The organism is Capsulimonas corticalis (assembly GCF_003574315.2).
Classification (GTDB): domain Bacteria; phylum Armatimonadota; class Armatimonadia; order Armatimonadales; family Capsulimonadaceae; genus Capsulimonas; species Capsulimonas corticalis.
In genome coordinates this window covers 2933834-2955334 of sequence record NZ_AP025739.1, presented here as the reverse complement: position 1 = coordinate 2955334, position 21501 = coordinate 2933834, and the positions used below count along the sequence as shown (strand labels likewise).

The 21501-nt window shown below is 60.7% G+C and carries 22 protein-coding genes and 1 pseudogene; 16 read left to right on the top strand and 7 right to left on the bottom strand.

The features are described from left to right. Window positions 1–73 precede the first annotated feature (73 nt). From D5261_RS12615 to D5261_RS12605, 3 genes are all read right to left on the bottom strand, one after another. The gene (locus tag D5261_RS12615) at window positions 74–1225 is read right to left on the bottom strand and encodes a lipid II:glycine glycyltransferase FemX (protein ID WP_165864183.1); all 1152 of its coding nucleotides are present in this window, start codon (window positions 1223–1225) and stop codon (window positions 74–76) included. Between the two features lie 517 nt (window positions 1226–1742). Beyond that, complete coding sequence (locus D5261_RS12610) at window positions 1743–2585, bottom strand: DUF1559 family PulG-like putative transporter (protein ID WP_165864182.1); 843 nt, start codon at window positions 2583–2585, stop codon at window positions 1743–1745. 112 nt (window positions 2586–2697) lie between these two features. Next, a complete protein-coding gene (locus D5261_RS12605; RefSeq protein ID WP_119321377.1) occupies window positions 2698–3042 on the bottom strand; it encodes a hypothetical protein in 345 nt (114 codons plus the stop codon). Between the two features lie 175 nt (window positions 3043–3217). Here D5261_RS12605 and D5261_RS12600 point away from each other — a divergent pair, with 175 nt between their 5' ends. Further along, complete coding sequence (locus tag D5261_RS12600) at window positions 3218–4036, top strand: hypothetical protein (RefSeq protein ID WP_119321376.1); 819 nt, start codon at window positions 3218–3220, stop codon at window positions 4034–4036. Window positions 4037–4069: 33 nt separating this feature from the next. Here D5261_RS12600 and D5261_RS12595 read toward each other — a convergent pair whose 3' ends face one another. Next, window positions 4070–4480, bottom strand: coding sequence for a hypothetical protein (locus D5261_RS12595; RefSeq protein ID WP_119321375.1), 411 nt, complete (start codon window positions 4478–4480; stop codon window positions 4070–4072). Between the two features lie 117 nt (window positions 4481–4597). On the opposite strand from D5261_RS12595, the gene D5261_RS12590 reads away from it, so the two are divergent. The 12 genes and pseudogenes from D5261_RS12590 to D5261_RS12545 all read left to right on the top strand — a co-directional run bounded on the left by D5261_RS12590 (window position 4598) and on the right by D5261_RS12545 (window position 14968). Further along, on the top strand, window positions 4598–5056 hold the full coding sequence (locus D5261_RS12590) for a hypothetical protein (protein WP_125205959.1): 459 nt from the start codon (window positions 4598–4600) through the stop codon (window positions 5054–5056). A gap of 96 nt (window positions 5057–5152) precedes the next feature. Beyond that, window positions 5153–7150 (top strand): NPCBM/NEW2 domain-containing protein, encoded by a 1998-nt coding sequence (locus D5261_RS12585; RefSeq protein WP_119321373.1) that lies wholly within the window; start codon window positions 5153–5155, stop codon window positions 7148–7150. A gap of 361 nt (window positions 7151–7511) precedes the next feature. Then, window positions 7512–8903: an ABC transporter substrate-binding protein gene (locus D5261_RS12580; RefSeq protein ID WP_125205958.1), complete on the top strand. Its 1392-nt coding sequence runs from the start codon at window positions 7512–7514 to the stop codon at window positions 8901–8903. Then, the gene (locus D5261_RS12575; protein ID WP_119321371.1) at window positions 8900–9817 is read left to right on the top strand and encodes a carbohydrate ABC transporter permease; all 918 of its coding nucleotides are present in this window, start codon (window positions 8900–8902) and stop codon (window positions 9815–9817) included. Before D5261_RS12580 ends, D5261_RS12575 begins: the two co-directional genes overlap by 4 nt. Next, window positions 9814–10719: a carbohydrate ABC transporter permease gene (locus tag D5261_RS12570; protein ID WP_119321370.1), complete on the top strand. Its 906-nt coding sequence runs from the start codon at window positions 9814–9816 to the stop codon at window positions 10717–10719. Before D5261_RS12575 ends, D5261_RS12570 begins: the two co-directional genes overlap by 4 nt. A 51-nt stretch (window positions 10720–10770) precedes the next feature. Continuing rightward, window positions 10771–11367 carry a helix-turn-helix domain-containing protein gene (locus D5261_RS12565; RefSeq protein ID WP_119321369.1) on the top strand — a complete coding sequence of 199 codons (597 nt, stop codon included), beginning with the start codon at window positions 10771–10773 and terminating at the stop codon, window positions 11365–11367. Between the two features lie 114 nt (window positions 11368–11481). Beyond that, entirely contained in the window at window positions 11482–12930 is a 1449-nt protein-coding gene (locus D5261_RS12560) for an APC family permease (protein ID WP_119321368.1), read from the top strand. 56 nt (window positions 12931–12986) lie between these two features. Next, window positions 12987–13763 (top strand): MOSC domain-containing protein, encoded by a 777-nt coding sequence (locus D5261_RS12555; RefSeq protein ID WP_119321367.1) that lies wholly within the window; start codon window positions 12987–12989, stop codon window positions 13761–13763. A gap of 67 nt (window positions 13764–13830) precedes the next feature. Beyond that, complete coding sequence (locus tag D5261_RS12550) at window positions 13831–14094, top strand: UPF0175 family protein (RefSeq protein ID WP_119321366.1); 264 nt, start codon at window positions 13831–13833, stop codon at window positions 14092–14094. Next, a pseudogene (locus tag D5261_RS33690) lies at window positions 14091–14162 on the top strand (DUF3368 domain-containing protein); the annotation flags it as partial. The gene D5261_RS12550 and the pseudogene D5261_RS33690, both read left to right, overlap by 4 nt. Further along, on the top strand, window positions 14162–14404 hold the full coding sequence (locus D5261_RS33685; RefSeq protein WP_494400706.1) for a PIN domain-containing protein: 243 nt from the start codon (window positions 14162–14164) through the stop codon (window positions 14402–14404). The pseudogene D5261_RS33690 and the gene D5261_RS33685, both read left to right, overlap by 1 nt. 54 nt (window positions 14405–14458) lie before the next feature. Next, entirely contained in the window at window positions 14459–14968 is a 510-nt protein-coding gene (locus D5261_RS12545; RefSeq protein WP_119321365.1) for a molybdopterin-binding protein, read from the top strand. Between the two features lie 56 nt (window positions 14969–15024). Here D5261_RS12545 and D5261_RS12540 read toward each other — a convergent pair whose 3' ends face one another. Together D5261_RS12540 and D5261_RS12535 are read right to left on the bottom strand one after the other, a co-directional pair. Then, complete coding sequence (locus tag D5261_RS12540; RefSeq protein WP_119321364.1) at window positions 15025–16065, bottom strand: hypothetical protein; 1041 nt, start codon at window positions 16063–16065, stop codon at window positions 15025–15027. A 48-nt stretch (window positions 16066–16113) separates the two neighbouring features. Beyond that, window positions 16114–17250 (bottom strand): substrate-binding domain-containing protein, encoded by a 1137-nt coding sequence (locus tag D5261_RS12535; protein ID WP_119321363.1) that lies wholly within the window; start codon window positions 17248–17250, stop codon window positions 16114–16116. Between the two features lie 325 nt (window positions 17251–17575). On the opposite strand from D5261_RS12535, the gene D5261_RS12530 reads away from it, so the two are divergent. The 3 genes from D5261_RS12530 to D5261_RS12520 all read left to right on the top strand — a co-directional run bounded on the left by D5261_RS12530 (window position 17576) and on the right by D5261_RS12520 (window position 20744). Further along, window positions 17576–18106, top strand: a complete 531-nt coding sequence (locus D5261_RS12530) for a TlpA family protein disulfide reductase (RefSeq protein ID WP_119321362.1) — start codon at window positions 17576–17578, stop codon at window positions 18104–18106. A gap of 200 nt (window positions 18107–18306) precedes the next feature. Further along, window positions 18307–19803 (top strand): alpha-N-arabinofuranosidase, encoded by a 1497-nt coding sequence (locus D5261_RS12525; RefSeq protein WP_119321361.1) that lies wholly within the window; start codon window positions 18307–18309, stop codon window positions 19801–19803. Between the two features lie 413 nt (window positions 19804–20216). After that, the gene (locus tag D5261_RS12520; RefSeq protein WP_119321360.1) at window positions 20217–20744 is read left to right on the top strand and encodes a sigma-70 family RNA polymerase sigma factor; all 528 of its coding nucleotides are present in this window, start codon (window positions 20217–20219) and stop codon (window positions 20742–20744) included. Between the two features lie 102 nt (window positions 20745–20846). Here the strand turns inward: D5261_RS12520 and D5261_RS12515 are convergent, their stop codons facing one another. After that, window positions 20847–21275: a hypothetical protein gene (locus D5261_RS12515; RefSeq protein ID WP_125205957.1), complete on the bottom strand. Its 429-nt coding sequence runs from the start codon at window positions 21273–21275 to the stop codon at window positions 20847–20849. Window positions 21276–21501 lie beyond the last annotated feature (226 nt).

Genomic DNA, 21501 nt, shown 5'->3' with positions numbered 1-21501 from the left:
TGGCTCTTCCTTGAACACCTCACGTTGATTATCGGCAGAATTACCAGTTTTTTTCAGCCGTCATCGCGGCGGATTATTTCCCGCCGCCCTTCAGCTTCCGCACCCAGCGCTGTGCGGTCGGCTTGCCGTTTGTATAAGCCCAGTAGGCGATCGGCTTATACACCAGATCGAATTCGCCGAGGTACTCGACATAGCGTGTGCCGAAGCCCTCTTTGAATCGATTGAGACCTTGCAGGTGATCTTCCTTTTCCAATTCCGCCGACGATTCGCCTTCCTGGCGTCGGCGGGGACTGACGCCTCGGAAGTCGTACCACGTACAGCCCTGGTCTTTGGCCCAGCGGATCATCGCCCACTGCATGGCGTAGTTGGGCATCACGTTGCGGTGCTCGTTGGACGATGCGCCGTAGACGTACCAGGATTTATCGCCGATGATAAAGCACAAGGCGCCCGAAAGCTTCTCGCCTTCGTATTCGGTGAGAAAGAGCTTGGCGAGGCCCGCTGAGACCAGGTTGTCCCACAGGGTCTCGAAGTATCCCAGGCCGCGCGGGCGAAAGCCGTCGCGCTCGCCCGTCGTCTTCATCAGATCGTTGAAGATCTTGAGATCGTCGCGCGTCGGGTTCTCAACCAATCGTACGCCGTGTTTTTCGGTCGAAAGCTTGATATTGCGGCGTGTCTGAGACTTACAGGCGGCCAGGATCTGCTCCAGCGTGCGCCCCGCGAGGTCCAGCTGCATCACGCAGCGCGGCTGGGTGCCGCCAAAGCCCTGCGGATCGGCGTCCGGCGGCGGGGCGAAGCCCTGCGCCGCCAGCAGCGCCGCCACATCCTCGCGCTCGATCGGGACGGCGGGATCGATCTTGAGGAACGCCGCGCCTTCCTTCTTCCCACGCTCCTTGATCGCCGCGAGCAGCGCTTTGAGCGCTTCGGTGTCGGTCCAATCCTTCAGCAGCGGGCCGCGCGGAGCGTAGAAGAAGTTGCCGACCACGGGGAGCTTGCGGCAGAGGATCGCCGCGCCGCCGGCGATTTCCCCGCCGCGAAAGACGCCATAGCGGATCGGGCTCCAGTCCGCGCTCTTCACTCCGCCCCACTCCCAGGCCTGCAAAACATCGCCTTCCGGAACGAAGCCGACGAAGGTGTTCCACAGATCCCGATCCGTGGGCAGGTTCAATTCACGCACCGTCACGGCGGCGCGCGCGGAGGAGGAAACAGGGGTGGCGGGTACAGTCAAGCGAATGGCGCTCCAGTTCAAAAACAGGGGTTCGAATCCGAAGTAGTTTAGCACACGGGGATGGGGCTGTCAACCGCTTGCGACCGAGCCCACCGGGCAATCGCATCGATATTTCACATTCGCGTCAGCGATCAAGCCTGGCGATTAAAATCGCGGCTAGAAGTACACGATGTCGGCCTCCGCCGACTCCAGAAAAGAAACGCAATCGCCAAGTTTCTGGAGTGCCCGGAGGGGCACATCGTGCACTTCTAGTATCGTGTTAAGTTGATTTATAGCGTTTGCTCGTCAGAAGCCGGCGAATGAATTCGCGCCTACAAAAACGGCCGTCCGCCTTCGCGGACTTCTGAACCCGCGCAGGCGGGTGACCGTACTTTTAGCCGCGAATTCATTCGCCAGGCGCTTGCACAAAGTGCTAGAAATCAACTTAACACGGTACTAGCCGCAATTTTAATCGCCGGGCGCTCTGAATGGACCGAAAATTTAGATCCAATTATCCTGAACAGGCCAGGAATTCCTTCTATATAGGGCTGAACGTCAGGCTCGCGTGCGCGCCGCCGGAGAACGTCAGATTGGACGTCCCGGCGGCTTCCGATCCCGCCTGATCCTGCGCGTCCGCCGCGCTTTTGGCCGTCGGTCCCGTCGAGATCTGCGACGGCCGCAGCCATTTGGCGTGCCCGTCGGCGGCGAGCCAGACAGCTCCTTCGGTATGGCGCCCCGGACCGCCGTATCCCACGCGCCCGCCGAGTGAATTTCCGGTGGCGAGATGAACATCGGTGGGCGGAGTGGTCGTCGTATCCGGACCGCCCCAGCGCGAATGGAGCTCCTGATAACCGTCTCCACAGGCCGAGATATAACCGCTGGGCGGACCGCCGAAGTGAAGATCCACGGTCGACTCCCGATCGTTAGTCACATCGACCGGGGTTCCGCTTACCTCGAACAGCAGCACCGTGCTCGACGGCGCATTGAGCCCCGCCAGCGTCACCGCCTTGGAAAACGACGCTCCCGTCACCAGATCCTGGTTCATTCCATAGGAAACCGCCGGCGCGCCCGCGACATGCGCCGTCGAGTCATCGAGGCAGCCATACGCGCCCGTGCTTTTGACATAGGGGTAAATCCGGCCGCCCCATGCCTGAGGCCCCTCATAGCATCCGGGGATGAGCGCTTCGTCGTTGTCCTGCGCATACTGCATCGTGGCGATCCCCAATTGCTTGAGGTTACTCGTACACGCGGTCTGGCGCGCCTTTTCCCGCGCCTTGGCGAATACGGGAAAGAGAATCGCGGCGATGATCGAGATGATTGCAATTACGACAAGCAGTTCAATCAGCGTAAATCCGAACCTTTGAGTCTTCGAGATATTCATCTGTCTTGCCCTTTCGTATCAGGTCTCATCAAAACCTTTGTCCGCAAGAGCAAAGAACACGCTCGAACCACGGCAAGATCCATGATGATGGCGTTGTATTCCGTGCAGCAGATCAGCAGTCGAGCGTTTTTTGGTAATCGTCAATCGACAGCCGGGTGTTGTTCAGAAGGGCCTCGATTGTCGAATGCTTATCCTCCAGAGGCAAATCCGTATGCAGGAGCATCACGGCGTCGGTCGCGGCGACGGCGGCGTTGGCGAAGAAATCGGAAGACCCCGTCGTGTACACGGCAGCGGGATCGATGCGCTCACGCAGCATTGTATTCATCCGCTGCGCCGATCCCGCGCTTTGATCGTCTCCCGAGAGCCATTGATCCGCCCAATACGCAAACGCTTCATCTTTATCCCATTGCCGCGCAATCGCGATCAGCTCGCGGATCTGTTCGTTCAATTCGTCCATGAATCTGTCTCCTTTGACTGAATATTCCAGTTCGCTCGCCCCGCTGAAACTTCACCGAAAATCCCTCTAAAGATTACCAGGTTTTATTCCGATTATAAAACCAGATCTGAACAATCTCCTTAGCCGGACGCGCATGCGCCCGGCTTTTTTTGCGCCGCCGTGCTAGACTCTCTCCATGGACAAGATTAACCGCACCGCGCCGCCCCCATGCCGTCTGCATGGGTTCCTCGCCTCCGAAGCGCCCATCGGGGTGCTTTTGAGGCGAGGCCCCTCCAAACAAGTCCAGCTCATCAAATGGAATACCCAGGACGATACGTTTGAGCAGGGGCAATGGTTCAAGGGACGCGTCTATGAGAATTGGAGCGATCTCTCGCCGGACGGAACGAAATTTATCTATCTTGCCACCAAGCACGATGGCAAATATCGGCAAGACGCCAAGATTGGATATTATTACGGCGTGGTGTGCAAACCGCCTTATTTCACGGCGCTGGCGGTTTGGAACGGATGGAAGTCGGGGACGCCAGGCTATTTTCTCGCGAATAACACTCTTTCACGCGAATCTTTGCCGCTTCCAGTTGCTCCTATCTTTAAGCCAGGCAAAGGCCGATTCCCAAATGATTGGCGGTTCGTCGTGATCGAAAACAAACCGCATGCATCGCTCCGATCCCGGACGCTGGAACGCGATGGATGGATTTTAAATGCGCGGGATGGAAGCCACGAAAAGCAGCATTCTTCCGCGACATACAATTTGAAAAGAAAACAGTCGGCGGGCAACCTCATTTACAGCATCAGCATGGGTTCGCAAATCCATCTCCTCGAACGCGCGGACTGGGCGGATATCGACCAGCGCGAGCGTTTGGTGTTGACGCGTGACGGCAAGGTATTTGCGTGTGAGCCAGAAAAGAATAGCATTGATGCAGCGATTGAACTCGCGGACTTCAATGATTCGAAATTTGAGCCGATCGCCGCGCCGGATTGGGCGAAGACGTGGTGACGGCGGACGCTTGCGCGGCCGCCGTCGTGAGAGTTATGCGCCGGCTTTTTCCTCATAGTACTCGCTGATGTGCTCGTAGACTTGGTCTGGGAATTGCAGGTCGCGATAGAGGTTGCCGGAGTCGGGATCGTCCGGGTTAGGGATGATGGGGAAGTCTTGCTTCGCCTGGTAGTCCAGCAGCTTTTCACGCTTGGGTGGGCTGTAGTCGTGGCTCTTTACCTGGAGATAAAGCGCGCGGGCGTCGGCTTCGTTGAAGTCGTTGTCTTGCTGCAAGAGGCGCACGACGTCGTCTTCCGGCAGGAAACGCCACGCCACCATCGCGAAGACCAGACGGCCGTAGTGGCCGATGTCCTTGCCCGCGTCCAGCGAATCCAGCAGATGCGCCATCACGTCGCTCTTGCGCAGCTCGTCCAGAGCAGTATTGTTTCGTTGTGTTGTCGCCATTATCCATTCCTCCAAACCCGGCCAATCTTGATACTGAGATTTTAACCCGGCGCGAGCGATGCCAAACATTTGTTCGACTTCGTTTTTTGTCGACGGGATAGCAGGTACAATGGCGTTGTGGAACAAGAAACATCGCAGTGGAAACTGCCGGACGAAGAGTGGCGACGGATTTTGACGCGGGTGCGCAAGGACCCGAGGCTGCTAGGGGACGGCGCATACGTACGCGTGGGCGCCGACCCGGAAACGAATGTGGAGGAGCTGCACTTCTTCGCAACGCCGGCCAACCATCCCGAAGGATGGCGCTATGCGTTTCAGGAGCAGATCTCGGACGGCGGGCCTCTCGGCGCGTTTGTCGGGCGCGCGTGGCGCGACGCGGCTTCGGGCGCGATCGAGTTTGAAGTGATCCTTTATGCGGGCGCGCAGGCGGTGAGCGCAGATTACGCGGGCGGCGCGGGCGATATGGATGAAATGGAGTTCGAACAGGCCGTGAACCGCGCGCTGAAAGGAGTCCCAGCGGACCGCCGCTGGCTGACGGAAGAGTATGGACGGCTGATCTGGGTGGGCGCGGCGCACTAATCCACGTGTCCGAAATGCGCGGATTGGCGCCACAATACTGACATTCGTCTTCCCCAGAGAGGAACCTTCCTATCGGTACGCGTATCCTTCGGGACTATGAAAAACGTTTACGGTAACTGTTTCCGAGCGGGGATCGCTCTCGCCGCCTCCGCGCTCGCTCTCCCCGGTTACGCCCAGGACAATGCGGCGCTGATGGCGCAGGCCGCTCCTCCGGACGCGCTGTGGCTCGATTCGCTGGACCTCAGCAATGTCTGGCAGGATTACGGCGCCGCGCACGCCGGAAAATCCGTCGACGGCAACCCGATCAAGCTCGGCGGCATTTCTTACGCCCACGGCGTCGGCACGCACGCCGGAAGCCAGATCGTCATCGATCTGCATGGCGAAGGCGTCCAGTTTGAGGCAATGGTCGGGGTAGACGACGAAACCGCGAAGGAGGGCTCCGCGCAGTTCCGCGTGCTGGCGGATGGCAAGCTGGTCGCGCAAACCGAGGTGATGCGCGGCGGCGGTGCGCCGATCCACTTAACCTGCGCGCTGACCGGCGCGCAAAAGCTGACGCTGATCGTGGGGGATGGCGGCGACGGCATCACGTTCGACCACGCCGACTGGGCCGGCGCGCTGCTGACGCTGAAACCCGGCGCGGCGCATAAACCCGTCCTCCTCGCGGACACCGTCGGCAATGACGCCCCGCCGCCGATCTCCATGGAAGAGTCGCCTCTTCCCGCGATCCACGGCCCGCGCATCGTCGGCGCCACTCCCGGCAACCCATTTCTGTTTCGCATCCCCGCCACTGGTGACGGACCGCTCACATTTGACGCAAAGAACCTCCCCGCCGGCCTGACATTGGACAGCGCGACCGGCATTATCTCCGGCTCGCTCAAAGCCGCCGGAACGACCAAAGTTCGTCTCACGGTCCACGGAGCGAAGGGGAAATCGAGCCGGTCGCTGACGATCGTCGGCGGCGATCACCCGCTGGGCCTGACGCCGCCGATGGGCTGGAACTCCTGGAACGTCTGGGCGACCTCCGTGGACGCCGATAAAGTCAAGGCGGCGGCGGACGAGATGGTGAGCAGCGGCCTCGCCGCGCACGGCTTCCAGTACATCAACATCGACGATTCCTGGGAGGCGGGCCGCGACGCCGCCGGGAATATCCTCTCCAACGAGAAGTTTCCGGATATGAAGGGCATGGCCGATTATGTCCACGCCAAAGGCTTGAAACTCGGCGTTTACTCCTCGCCCGGCCCGCAGACTTGCGGACACTATACCGGCAGCTACCAGCACGAACAGCAGGACGCGAACACCTACGCCGCGTGGGGCGTCGACTATCTCAAGTACGACTGGTGCTCCTACGGGGATATCGCGACCGGAGACGGCCAGGAAAAGTATATCGCGCCCTATCGCATCATGGGCGACGCGCTTTACAAGACAAACCGCGATATCTTCTACAGCCTCTGCCAGTACGGCATGGGCGATGTCTGGACCTGGGGCGCGAGCGTCCACGCCAACAGTTGGCGCACCACCGGCGACATCAACGACACATGGCGCATCATGTACGGCACGTTCAGCGGCGAATCCGGCCATGAGAAATACGCCGGCCCCGGCCACTGGAACGACACGGACATGCTGGTCGTCGGTCGGCTCGGCTGGAGCGCGCAGACCCACCCGACCAAGCTCAAGCCCAACGAGCAGATCCTGCACATCACGGTCTGGAGCCTGCTCTCCTCCCCGCTCCTGATCGGCTGCGACCTGACCCAACTCGACCCGTTCACCAAAGCGCTGCTCACCAACGACGAAGTGCTCGACGTCAACCAGGATCCCCTCGGCAAACCCGCCGGTCGCATCGCCAATAACAACGGCGCGCAGATCTGGGCGCGTCCCTTGTGGGACGGAACCCAGGCCGTCGGCCTCGTCAACACCGGCTCCCTGGCCGCCGATATCACCGTCACCTGGGCGCAGCTCGGCCTCACCGGCAAACAGCCCATCCGCGACCTCTGGCGGCGCAAAGACATCGGCGCCCTCACCCACGGCTACACAGTCAGCGTCCCCGCCCACAGCGCCGTCCTGATCAAAGTCGGCAAACCGAAAAAGATGGATTAGCGCTACGGACTTCAGTGCTCATTGGAGTAGGTTTTCTGTATTTCGTATCGCCAGCATCGTGTTATCGGGTGGCATGCCACTCGGGGAAAATTGCCAAACAAAACCCTACTCAAATGCGTCCTCACCACAAATGAAACGCCTGCGCACGCGATTGCTTGCGCGGGTGTTTCATTGCTCCGTACAAAGACCCCCATCTCCATTTTCAGCAGACTAAGGTATGCCTTGACAGGCGTGCGCGTTTCACTTATAATTAGGAGTGCGATCTATTGACCCGGGTCACTTAACTAATACTTGAGGCGCTACTTGCAATCTATCATTCTTGTAAGAGCACTAAATTTGGTCGGCATGAAGGAAATGCAGAGTGCTAGAGCGAACTAGCATTCTCAAAACCATGTATTCACTTCAAAAATCTTTGACCTGGCTGGCGGCGGTCGCGCTTGGCGGCGCGGCGGTCGTTGGAGCCATTCATTCTTTTACGAGCATTCCTCCGGCGGTGAGCGCGCCGCTGGCCGCGCTGCCGGCAAATCGGGTGCGGGGCGATGTTGTCGTTTGGAGCTGGAGTCCGGCTTCGGATAGCTTGGAGGCGATCAATCCCGGGTTTCAGAAGCGCGATCCGCATGTGCATGTCAAGATCGTGACGGGCGCGCGGATGGTGACGCGGCTGATGCTTTCGCTGTCGGCGGGTGTCGGGGCGCCGGATGTGACGCAGCTCCAGCGCTACGATGCGCCGCATTATATTGCGACGGAGCAGTTTGAGGATCTGACGCAGGTGGCGCAAAAGTATCAGGCGCTTTTTCCGAAGTCTGTTTGGAACGATTGCGTGATGAATGGGCGCGTGTACGCCATTCCCTGGGACATCGGACCGTGCGCCGTTTACTATAAGAAAGATCTCTTCGCGAAGTATGGGGTGGACCCGTCGACGATCCACACCTGGGACGATTATATTGCCGCCGGGCAGGTGATTCTTAAGAAATCGGGCGGGCGCACGAAGATGCTCTCGATGGGATCGACGGCGCTCTCGAATATGTACGAGATGCTGATCCAGCAGAGCGGCGGGCAGATGTTCGACGATCGGGGACGGATCGCGGTGGACACCCCGCAGTCCCGGCAGGCGCTGGAGGTCATTAGCAAAATCGTCCATTCCGGGATCAGCGCGAATATTCAGCCCTTTGGCCCCGAGTATCTCGCCGGCTTCAACAGCGACTCGCTGGCGACTTATGTGAACGCCGTCTGGCTGGAGGCGACGATGAAGGGGATGGTCGAGAGCTACCCGGGGCCGAAAGCGCAGTGGGGCGTGTTCCGCCTGCCGTCCATCACGCCGGGCGGCCCATATGTGTCGAGCATGGGCGGGTCCGTGCTGGCGATCCCCAAGCAGTGCAAAAACAAGGCGGCGGCCTGGGCCTATATCGAATACGCGCTCTGCACGACCGAGGGGCAGCTCGGCATGTACGAAAAGGGAATCTATCCGGGACTGCTGCCGGCGCTGCAAGACAAAGCGATGGATGAGCCGGACAAGTTCTTCGGCGGCCAGCCGGTCGGACGCCTCTTCGCCACCGATGTGGACAAAATGAACCCGCTGAACCGGACCGGCGACTACGGCCAGGCGAACCGCTATATCACGCAGGCGCTCAGCCAGTGGTACTCCAATGGCGCGCCCGATCAAGACATTCTGGGACCGCTCGCCCAGCGCATGAGCCGCGCGCTTGACCGCCCGATCGCCCCTGTCGCCGTCGCTTCTGGAAAAACACCATGACCACCGAAACACCGAAGCCGTCCCTCAGTCTTTGGCGGCATCGTCACTTTTATCTCTTTATTGCCCCCTTCTTCTTGATCTTCGCCGTCTTCGGGCTTTACCCATTGCTCTTTTCGCTGTATTTGAGCTTCGTCAAATGGGATGGCCTGACGCAGATCCACTGGGCGGGACTGTCGAACTTCCAGAAGATGGCGCATGACGATCAGCTCTGGACGGCGCTCAGCAACACGGTCGTCATTGGCCTGCTCTATGTGCCGCCGATGATGATCCTGGCGTTCGTCTTCGCGCAATTGCTCAACGCGCCGTGGCTGAAGTTCAAATCGCTTTACCGGGCCGCGTTCTTCATCCCGTGCGTGACGCCGATGGCGGTGATCGCCTTTGTCTTCCAGCTGATCTTCAGCTCGGAGCATGGGGTGCTGAACTACGCGCTCCAGCATCTGTTTCCGTTTTTGCATCTGACCCCGATCCCCTGGCTGGAAAGCGAAGGCTGGTCCAAAGCCGCCATCGCCATTCTAGTCGTCTGGCGCTGGACCGGATATAACATGGTCCTGATGCTGGCGGGCCTGCAAGGGATCCCCGGCGATTATTACGAGGCGGCGGAGCTGGACGGCGCGAGCAAGATCCAGCAGATGATTCACATCACCCTGCCCCTGCTCAAGCCGACGCTGGCGTTCTGCGGTCTGCTCTCGCTGCTCGGGACGCTGTATATGTTCGATGAGATCTTTGTCATGACCAACGGCGGACCGGGTTCGTCATCCACGAACTTCGGCATGTATCTGTTCCAGATCTCGTTCGATGACTTCCGGCTGGGATACGCGTCGTGCGTCGCCTACTCCGTGGCGCTGATCGTCGTCCTCGCGACGATGCTGATGAACCGCATGAATCGAAAAAATGTGGAGGCCGGACTGCGATGACCCCGACACAAACACAGCAGAGCGCGACGGCTCCGGCGCGAACACAGCCAAAAGCCGCCGTCTCGACGCGCAAATGGCGGCAAAACCTGGAGCGCGGCGCGATCTACGCGGTCCTGACGATCTTCGCGCTGATCTTCATCTTCCCGTTCTACTGGCTCGTCATCTCCGCCTTCAAGACGCAGGGCCAGATGTTCGCGATGCCGCCGCAATGGATCCCGCAGCCGGGGACGCTGCAAAACTTCGTGGATCTTTTCCACAAGACGAATCTGCCGCGCGCCTTCGTAAACTCGGTGATCGTCTCCGGCGCGAACGTCTTCTTCTCCGTGTTTCTCTGCTCGCTCGCGGGCTACGCCTTCGCCAAGTACCCGCTCGCCCCCGGGCGCGACCGCCTGTATAACTTTGTCCTCGGGACGATGCTTATTCCCGGCGCCGTCACGCTAATTCCCTCATATATGATCCTGGTGCGGCTGCACTGGATCGACTCCTATGCGGCGCTGATCATTCCGGGGATCGTGGGGGCGTTCGGCATCTTCTGGATGCGCCAGTATATGATCGCCAACGTGCCGGACGATTTGATCAACGCCGCGCGGATCGACGGGTGCAGCGAGTTCGGCATCTACTGGCGCATCGTCGTCCCCGTCGCGCGCCCCGCGCTGGCCGCGCTGGGTATCATGCAGTTGATCGGCTCCTGGAATAATCTGATGTGGGCGTTCATCGTGCTGCGCACCAAGGCGATGTACACCCTGCCGCTCGTCATCTATCTGCTCAACGGCGAAAACACCCAGCCCTACGGCATGCTGATGGCCGGCGGGCTGCTCACCACCCTCCCGCTCGTCCTCGCGTTTCTCTTCTTCCAGAAGCAGTTCATCGCCGGAATTACCTCGGGAGCCGTCAAGCAATAAAATCAGGCAACACCTATTGACTCTCAGGCAACTCCGTAGTATACTGGCGTCATGCCATTGGATGAAAACGCCACACGGAGCGAGCTGGTCTCGCTGGGAGCGCGCCTGCGCGCGCTGCGGACGCAGCGGGGGTGGACGCTCGATGAGCTGGCCCAGCGCGCGGATCTGAGCAAGTCCTATCTCTCACGCCTTGAGGACGGCGACCGGCAGCCGTCGATCGCCGCGCTGCTGTCGCTGGCGCAGGCGCACCGGATGCCGCTGGCGGCGCTGTTCGGCCCGCCGGAGACAAAGTCCGATTACTCCATCGTCCGCGCCGGCGAAGCCGCCATCCACCAGGGCAACCGCCTCCAATATATCCCTCTCTCCCAAACCGGACGCGCCGCCAACATGCAGCCGATCCGCGTGATCGTTCCCGCCGACCGCGAGGGCGACGAGATGTATCAGCACGATGGCGAGGAATGGCTGTACGTGCTGTCGGGCGTCCTGCGCCTCACCCTGGCGGGCGAAACGCTCGTGCTTCACCCCGGCGACGCCGCCCACTTCAACGCTCGCGCGCCCCACCGCCTCGCCGCCGAGGGCGGCGGCGAGGCGGAGATCATCCTGGTGGCCTGCGCGGCCCCGAAGATGCTGCTCGACAGCTACCTGTAACGCTCTCGCACTCACTAACTCACGTATCTCGCCAGTCATTGCCGCTGGTCCCGCCGACGACACCGCTGTCTCGTCCTTACTGGAATCGACAGACGTTCTTGGAGGAATTCGACCATGGCGACCAATGTGATGCCCGCGCAGGACGGCCCCCGTCTGCGCGCGAACTGTCTCAATTTCTGGGAGGTGTGGGCGCAGGCGATTGCGCTGATTTCGCCGACCATGACCGCCGCGCTGATCGTTCCGGTCATGTTCGGCAGCGCCGGCGAGGAGAGCTGGCTGGCGTATCTGTTCGGAACCGTGATGCTGCTCTTCGTCGCGTTCAATCTCAACCACTTCGCCCGCCGGTCCACCTCGGCGGGATCCATGTACGCCTATACATCGCGCGGCCTTGGTCCGACCGCCGGCGGCATCGCCGGCTGGTGCCTGATCTGGGCGTATCTCTTCATCGGCATCGCCGGCCTGACCGGCTTCACCAACTTCGCCAGCATCCTGCTTGGCCTGATGCACGTCCATGTCCCGCTGACGCTTTTGTTCGCCGCCTGCGCCCTGGCGGCCTGGTACATCTCCATCAAGGATATCCAGGTCTCCACCATCTTGATGCTGGTTCTGGAAGGCGTCTCGGTCGCATTGATCCTGGCGCTGACATTTATCGTTCTGTTCAAACACGGGGCGCCCGTGGACCACGCGCAGCTCACACTGAGCGGCACGAAGCCATTTAGTCTGGGCCTGGGTGTTGTTATCGCGATCTTTAGCCTGGTCGGCTTCGAATGCGCGACCGCCTTCGGCGAGGAGACGAAGAATCCGCTCAAAACCATCCCGCGCGCCGTCATCTGGAGCCTGCTGGCGACCGGGATCTTCTTCATCCTGGTCAGCTACATGGAAGTCTACGGCGTGCGCGGCTACAAGATGACGCTGGATCAGCTCACGGCGCCCTTGAACACCCTGGCGGACCTGAACGGAGTCGGCTGGCTGAAGGCGCCGATCTCGCTTGGCGCGATGGCGAGTTTCTTCTCGCTCGCCCTTTCCTGCATGAACGCCGGCGCGCGTATTCTCTATCCGATGGGACGCCACGGAGTCTTCCACGCCTCCGTCGGCCGCTCGCACGATAAGTATCAGACGCCCCATGTCGCCGTCACCGTCATGGCCGTGCTGATGTTCGCGATCGTCGCCACGATCTACGGCTTCCACGGCTCGGTGCTGGATGTCTTCAGCTGGGCGGGGACCTTCGGCGCGTTCGGGTTCCTGTTCTCCTACTTCTTTATTACGGTCGCCGCGCCGTTTTATTTGAAAAAAGAGGGAACGCTGACGGCGGGAAATATCGCCCTCTCGGTGGTCACGCTGATATTGCTGCTTGTCCCGGCGGTCGGCAGCGTTTACCCGGTTCCGCCGGCTCCGATCAATTACTTCCCGTACATCTTCCTGGCCTACTTCCTCACCGGAGCGGCCTGGTTCCTGACCCTGCGGATGCGCTCACCGCAAACGGTCATCGAGATCGAGCGCGACATCGAGGAAACACACGCTCGCTTCACCGCCCCGTCTGAGGAGGCAATGGCGGTTTCCTAAACCAAAGGTTCCCTCCCGAAAAACGGGAGGGGATTTCTCCAGCCACGGAGTGCTTTATGCCTTATCTCGCCCGTATTCTTCTCTATCCCATCAAATCTCTGGACCCGATGGAAGTCACGGAGGCGACGATCCTGCCGACCGGCGCGCTCCGACACGACCGCGAGTTCGGCATTTTCGACGCCGAGGAGAAGTTTGTCAACGGCAAGCGCTCGCCGCGTGTGCATGGCCTGACGGCGGCCTTTCATCCCACGACGGGCGAGCTGCGAATCGCGATCCGTTCGACCGGCGAATCCCGATGTTTCCAGTGGCCCGACGACTGCGCGGCGATGGACGCCTGGCTGAGCGATTACTTCGATCAGCCCGTTTCCCTTCGGCGCGACGCCGGAGGCGGCTTCCCCGACGACAAAAACGCGCTCGGCCCCACCGTCATCAGCACCGCGACCCTGGAAGAGGTCGCCTCCTGGTTCCCCGGCCTCAGCGTGGAAAGCGCGCGCGTTCGTTTCCGCGCCAACCTGGAAATCGGCGGCGTCCCGCCCTTTTGGGAGGACCAGCTCTTTGGCGATCCCGAAACGATCGTTCCCTTCCAGATCGGCGACGTCCTCTTCCACGGGATCAACCCCTGCCAGCGCTGCGTCGTCCCGCCCCGCGACCCGCAAACCGGCGAAGCGATCCCCGAATTCTCCCAAACCTTCCGCGAACGCCGCGAAGCCACCCTCCCCGCCTGGGCCAACCGCGCACGCTTCAACCACTTCTACCGCCTCGCCATCAACACCCGCGCCCCCGAATCCGAGACCGGAAAAACCATCCGCATCGACGACAGCATTCGGCTCTAAAAAGCGCCCATCAATGCGAATCTCTCAATTTATGCTAAGATATTTTGAATCGCTTGCGAGGTGAACCATGTCTATAACCATCGAGCTTCCTCAAAATATCGAACAGCATTTGCAAACCGAATGGGGGGAACTCCCACGCCGTGTGTTAGAGGCTGTCGCCGTGGAAGGGTACCGTCAAGAGGTCTTGACGCGTGGGCAAGTGGGGGAACTGCTCAGTTTCAATTTTTGGGAAACCGAAGCGTTCTTGAAGTCGCATGAAGCTGTACTGCATTATTCTCAGTTAGACCTAGATCAAGACCGCGCTAACAGTGAAAAATTAGAGCATCAATGATCGTTATTTCCGACACAGGCCCAATCAATTACCTACTTCTCATTCAGCACATCACGGTTCTCGAACAATTGTATGGCCGAATCATTCTTCCTGGAGCGGTTCACGCCGAACTCCGGCAAGCAGGAGCGCCGCCTCACATCTTCAGTTAACTGTTATTGGAACATTAGGCATTTTGGACAAAGCGGCGTCGCGCGGATTAATCGATTTGCCGCAAGCAATTACACTTTTACGGAACACAACTTTCCGCGCAGATAGAAGTCTTATCGAAACGCTGCTCGCAAATGACGCAAGTCGAAAAAAGCAACCATGACTGACTTCATTGTCGAAAAAAGCCCGTCGCAACCAAAATGATATGAGAAACGTGATGCGAAACTTATTGACTGTCGCCGTGCTCGCCGTAACTGTCGCTCCGGCGCTGCACGCCGCCTCTGAGCCGATTTTGCATATTGGGGGCGATGTCGCAAAACCGGCGGATTGGACGAATGCGCAGCTAAGTGACGGCAAGGCGGGAGCGCCGCCGGTGATTGTGCATTATACGCTCAAGGGAGTGGCGCATACGGCGAACTGCATTCCGCTGCTCGCGCTGATTCAGGCGGCGGAGCCGAGCTTTAACCCACACATCAAAAACCATCGCCTGCAATTTGTTGTCGCCGTTCAGGGGTTTCATGGGTATACGGTGGATTTCAGCCTGCCCGAGATGCTGCCCGAATTGGGGAACAAAGCAGTCTGGATCGCGCTGGATGAGGACGGCAAGCCGCTTACAGCGGAAGGCGGGGCGGCGGGGTTGATTGCGCCCGACGATGTGAAGCCGGGGCGATGGGTGCGTGGCGTCACCAGGATCACGGTGATCGACGGCGCAAAGAACGCCGGTTAGCAAAAACAGGCTGAGCGAAGATGACACCCATATCATCTTCGCTCAAGCGGTTTCCACTAGGCCACGCGCGCCTCTTCCAGTTCCTCAAACGGCTCCAGATCTTCCACGGTGCGCGTCATCGATTCGGCTTGCAGCACGATCGCCTTGATGTCGGACAGAATGCGCTCGGGGGCGCGTTCGTTGAGCTCCGTGGTGGTGACTTCGAAGCGCTTGGCGATAAGCTGGAGCGTGTAGGTCACGTTCTTCAGCATCTTTCCGACTTTATCGACATATTTATTGCGGCGCAGGATGATATGGCTGCGGCGCTCCAGGGCGGCGATCGCCGCCGGATCGAAGGTCTGCTCGCGGCGCCAGGCCAGATCAGCGAGTTCGCGCTCGTAGTATTCGTGAGCCTCGCGGATGACCTGCTGCATCCATTGATCGTCGGGAGCGACGGGCAAAGCGTCGGAGGATAGATGCAGATGCGCCCCGCCGGGCTTGGCCTTGCCGTCGATGGTGCGGGGAAGCAGGCCGCCGGAGTCGCCAAGGCGGCGGGCTTCGTCGCGCAGGGCTTCCAGCGTGTCGCGCAGGCGCTCTTCCTGCAAGGCGAAGAATAAGTATTTGTCGAGCAGGATGCTCAGCTGCGCCGGAATCTCCTTGCCGGCGGGCGAAGCGGGGTCGGTCACGAGCTTCACCATTTGCAGCGCCCCTTCCAGCCCCTCGTAGCGTGCTTGCAGCTCTCGGCGCAGGCGCGGCAGCGCGGCGTCGCGCGGGACATTCATGCTCATCCCCATCGGAGTTCTCACCTCGGGCATATCGCGCACGATGGCCGCCGGCTCGTACGCGGCGCTGGATGAAGCCGCCGAAGCGATGGTTGGCGCCGGCGCGCTTGGCTCGGCGATGGGCGACGAAACGGGCTGGGGCTTTGTCCGCGCGGACGGCGATTTCGCGGGACGCGCGAAGCTAACAATAAGGTAGACCGCTTCAATCGCAAGCGCAACAACGATCGGGCGGACATCGAGAAAGACGGCCGTCAGCGCGACGCCCACGCTAAGGCCGAGCAGATTATAGGGACTGCGGAGGGCCGCATTGAGTTTTTCGGTTTGTTGTGGTGTCATCGGTCTCTCATATCCTGGAAGCAGTGAGGGCCAAGCGCGGAACGAGCCTCAGCGGGAGGCCGTGCGCGCGTGGCTCCCCCACTGCGCGGCGGCGATGTTGAGCGCGCCGTAGGGAGGAACATCCTCCGCGCTGTAGTTGACCTGGAAGCCCTGCGCGGCGTGCGCGCGGAGCTTGGGGGCGAGCGAGAGGTCTTCACTCGCCGTATCGGGACGCATGTTGTACTTGAGGCCGTCGCGCAGCGCCTGGTCGCGCCGGACATAGGCCATGAACGCCTGCGCGCCGGCGCGCTGCGCGGGCGTCACCCAGGGGGCGCTCAGCACGCACATCGATTGCTGGGCTTCCAGGGTTGGGTTGGGATAGACGACGGCGAGATTGGGGGTTTTCGCGGCGGCCCCGAGCGCGACGCTCTCATACGCCGTGATAAAATCGCGCCCGTTGGCGTTTTTTAAATAGTCCTCCACCAGCGCATAGGAACCGGCGGCGCAGCTTGGATCGTACTTCAAGCCGCGCTCCAGATCCGAAAGGTACGCGCCGAACTCCGGACGGCTCGCGGTTTGGACCATGTCGCCGGAGCCGTGGCTCTCGCGGGCGTATTCATTGAGCATCATCCCCAGCGTCAGCATGCCAGCGTTCGAGACCAGGGGATCGGCGTGGGCGAAATGGACGCTGCCCCACGGCGCCTCGCGCCGTCCCATGCTCAGATCGTAGACGCTGCGCCAGGGATCGCCGCCGCCAAGCTTCTCGCGCAGATAAGGCGCTTTGTCCCGGGTCGTCAGGAAGACGACCGGGGTGCGCAGAAAGACTCGATAACTGGAAGGATCCTGAAGATCCACCAGCGGCGTCCCGCGCCGCTCGCGCCAGGCGTTTGAGGCCTGGGCGACCCACATGGGATTGTCCGGGCTCCACAGAACGGGCTTGCTCCCGCCGTTCAGGATCGACTGCATTGCCGAACGCGCATCGGCGTAGGCGAACGTCACATGATATTTTTTACTGTTCTCGTAATTGAATCCGTAGACCTCGGCGCGCACCCAGCTTGCTTTGTCTTCCGTGGTCAGCAGCGTCAAATTGACAACGTCCTCGCCGACTCCGCTTAAGGTGCTGGCGTGGCGGGAGCGCCATCCGCCGATGGCGAAGGCGGCCAAAAGCATCACGACGATGCCGATATAGATGGAGCGTTCACGCATATCAAACGTTCCTTAACCATTGAATTGAGAGTTTAGTCAGAGGAACATTGGCGAATGAAGACGCGTCAAATAATCCCGTGCGCTCCGACACGAGTATCCGCCGTTTCTGTCCGCGATGTTTCTGCTCGGTGTGGCCGAAGTTGCCTCGATGGGCGATGAGATATTTGGGGCTTTTTTGTGGATAATGAGGTTCATCTCTATCCGTGAGATGAGAACGCCCTGATTGTACCCTGCGACAGCGAAAATTGTACGTCCGGACGCCATCGCAATATTAGAATTTCGCAAGCCTGAAACGATCGCCCGGCGATCAAGGAGCACGACAACGATGCGACATACCACACTCGCGGGGCTGATCCTCGCCTTCGGCGCGCTGGCGATCGGCGGCCCGGGCCGCGCCCAGGACGCCGTCCTGCCGGCCGGGACCAAGGCCCCGGCCTTCACCACGCGCACCATCAGCGGCGCCCCGCTGAGCATGCAGTCGCTGCGCGGCAAAGTCGTTCTGATGGACTTCTGGGCCACCTGGTGCGGCCCCTGCCGAATGGCGACGCCGACGCTCCAGTCGCTGCACAAGAAGTTCGCGGCCAAAGGTCTGAAAGTCATCGGCGTCAGCATCGACGATCCGAACACCCTCGACCAGGTCAAGCCGTTTATGAAGACCGCCGGCGTCACCTACACCATCTCCGCCACTCCCGCCAGCAACATGAAGGCGGCGCAGAAGTACAACGTCAGCGGCATCCCCGCCATGTTCCTGATCGACAAGAAGGGCTATGTCCGCTGGAGCCAGGCCGGTTACGGCGAAGGCGAAGAAGCCGGCCTGAGCGTCATGATCAAGAAACTGCTCGCCGAAAAGGCGTAATCGCCAGAGGCCCTCACCCGGCCCTTCGGGCCACCCTCTCCCAATCTTAGGAGAGGGTTAGGAGTAAGATTTTGGATCTTTGATCCAAATAAAAAACTCCCTCTGACTCCCCCTCTCCCAAAATTGGGAGAGGGGGCCGGGGGGTGAGGGCCTCCTTCCATTACCACGCATAAATCTAAACGATTAACCAAGGAAAACTCGTGAACAACGTTACTATTGCTATCCAAGTCGATTCTCCCATCGGGACGATCTCCCCTCGTCTTTACGGCCACTTCGCCGAGCATCTTGGCCGCTGCTGTTACGACGGCTTGTGGGTCGGCGCGGATTGCGACGCGATGCCGCATGAGAACGGCGTGCGCGCCGATGTGCTCGAAGCGCTCGCGGCGATGCCGGTTCCCATGCTGCGCTGGCCGGGCGGATGCTACGCCGACCATTACCACTGGCGCGACGGCGTTGGCCCGTCCGAATCGCGTCCCGTTCGGCTTGGCCTCTCCTGCGGTCTTCAGGTGCAGGACGACAACAGCCTCGGCACGGATGAGTTTTTGACCTTCTGCGCCCGGATCGGCGCGGAGCCGTATCTGGCCGGCAATATGGGCAGCGGGACGCCGCAGGAGCTATGCGACTGGGTGGAGTACTGCAACAGCGCCGTCGACACGACGCTTGCGCGCGAGCGGGCGGCGAACGGGGCCGAAAAGCCGTACGGCGTAAAGCTCTGGGGCGTCGGCAATGAGAACTGGGGCTGCGGCGGGAATTACGACGCCGAGACTTACGCGAAGGAATATATCCGGTATGCGACGATGCTCCAGCATGTCGCCCCCGACATCGAGATGGTGGCGTGCGGGCAGGAGGACGAGTGGAATAAGACGCTGGTCAAAATCCTGAAACGGATTCCCTCGCTCGTCCAGCACATCTCCATCCATCAGTACTGGCTCAAGGGCGGTCCGGAAACGGGCTTCAGCGACGAGCAATACTACGCGCTAATCGCCGAAGCCGCCGCCACGGAGGAGTTCATCACGCGCACCGAAAAGATTATCCGGGCCGAGTTCGGCGAGGATCATAAGGTCGGCGTCGCGCTCGACGAATGGGGCGTCTGGCACCCCGAAGCGCGCTTCTGGGGCGACCAGGGCGGCGCCACGCCGCGCGAGCCGATCACCTACGAGCAGGCCGGCACATTGCGCGACGCCCTCGCGGCCGCCGTGGCGTTGGAAGGCTTCCATCGCCAGTGCAATATCCTGACGCTCGCGAACCTTGCGCAGATCGTCAATGTCCTGCACGCGCCCGTGATGACGGAAGGCGCGCGGATGTGGGTGACGCCGACTTACCACGTTCTGCGCATGCACGCGCCGCATATCGGCGCCCAGGCGCTCCCGGTGGAAGTCCAATCTCCCGTCACCACGCCGGACGGCGCCCCGGCCGTCAGCGCGACGGCGTCCCGCGCGGCGAACGGCTCACTCGCCATTACCCTGGTCAACCGGCATCTGTCCGAGTCCGCGACCATTGTACTGCCGGGCCTGTCGAACGCCGCCGTCCCATCCGCGCAGATCCTGACCGCCAACGATCCGCGCGCCGCGAACGGCCCCGAGACGCCAAACAGCATCGTCCCCGCGCCGCACGCCGTCGAAGGCGACGCCGAGTCGGGATGGCGGATCATACTGCCGCCGCACTCGGTCCTGAGCGCCGTTTTCTCTGCGGAATAAAGCAAAAAAGACGCGCGAAAATAAATTTAAATTTATTTTCGCGCGTCTTTAGCAAAATTCGCAAAGCAATCGATATAATAACTGTACGGCCCGGGAAGACGTCACGAGACTTTCCGGAACACCGCCGCACCCAAACTACCGAAAGGAGCCGCACCCGTGAAGTTCGCAAATATTAAACATTCCTTTGCAAGCATCCAGGTCTGGGTACTCACTGTACCGCCGACCGGATACACATCGGTCGCCTCGTTTCGGCTGCCGTCTGCATAACCTGCTCCCCTGTCCGCGACAGTAAGTTTGTCACGGTCCCCGCCTGAAGCCGGTTTTTCCAGATAGCGCCGACGAGAGCCAACCGCCCAGCCCGTGGAGTTTCCACGATCAGGCTATCTCTTGTTTACTGTTATTTGGAGAAGATTTTGGTTTCCAGTTATTCCTATGACCGCGCTCGCTACGGCGACCGCGAAGCCCGTGAGGCGCTTGTCGCCCGACTCCGCCCGCGCATGTCCAAGATGGCTGCGCACTACGCCCGCTGCACCAACGAAAACGCCGACGATCTGCTCCAGGAAGCCTGGGTCGGACTGCTCGACGCGCTGACAAACATCGACGTCTCGATCGGGGATCCCGATCAGTATCTGCTCAAGCACGCCCGCTGGCGGCTGCTCGACGCGGTTAAGCGCTGGCGTCGGCGCCGCTGCGAACTGCTGGAAGACGAACAGGTCGCCGCCCTGCCCTCGTCCATGGACTGGAACGATGTCCAGACGGATCTGAGCATCCGCGCCTTTACCGGCGCGCTCAAGCCCACCCAGCAGGCGGTCCTGAAGTCTCTGCTGCGCGGGATGACCTGGCGCGAAGCCGGCGATGAACTGGGATGCTCCAGCGCCAATGTCGCGTACCACGTCAAGCAGATCCAGCGTCAGTATCAGGAATGGAGCACCGCCGGATGATCGACGCCGCTCCAGACAACTCCATGACCGGCACGCAGCACAGCCTGCATTCGCGCCACGCCGCGGATGCAGGCTGTTTTTCTTGTTTGCGTTTTGTGCGGATTACTCTCCCGGAGGCGGACCGTCCGGCGGAGGTCCGCCCTGTCCCCCATCCGGCGGAGGTCCGCCGGGACCGCCGCCTCCGGGTGGCGGCCCCATCTTGGTGCGCGCATCAATCGCCGTGGTCGTCGTTCCATCCGTGCTGGTGACGGCGGCGAACTGACCGGCCGCGAGATCGGAGACCGCCGCCGTTTTGCCGTCCAGCTTGAAGGTCGCCAACGAAGCAATGGTGAACGTCGTCGCCGTCCCCTCACGGTTCTTCACCGTGATCGAACTGCTGCTGACCGCGCTGATCTTTCCAAACGCCCCCTTGCCCCCCGGCGGCGGAGGCGGCCCTTGCCGCTGCGCCAGCGCCGGCGCCACGCAAACCGCCAGCAGCGTGAATGCGCTGAGCAGTCCCCAAGATTGCTTTTGCCGCAATAGTATTTGCATTTCCCAATTTCCTCTCGATCGATATCGCCGGAGAGCATTGCTCTCACGTTCCTATTGTAAAGCGCGAGGATGAAGTCTGGATGAAGACACACGGAGCGCAAAAAAGATTTTTTCGCGCGGCTTTAGCGTAGGAGAGCGCGGCGGCGATAGAAAATTTGAGAGCGCTCTACAACACAAGAAGGGAGGCTGAAATGTACAGTACCGTTGCCTCCGGAGCGGGCAGCCT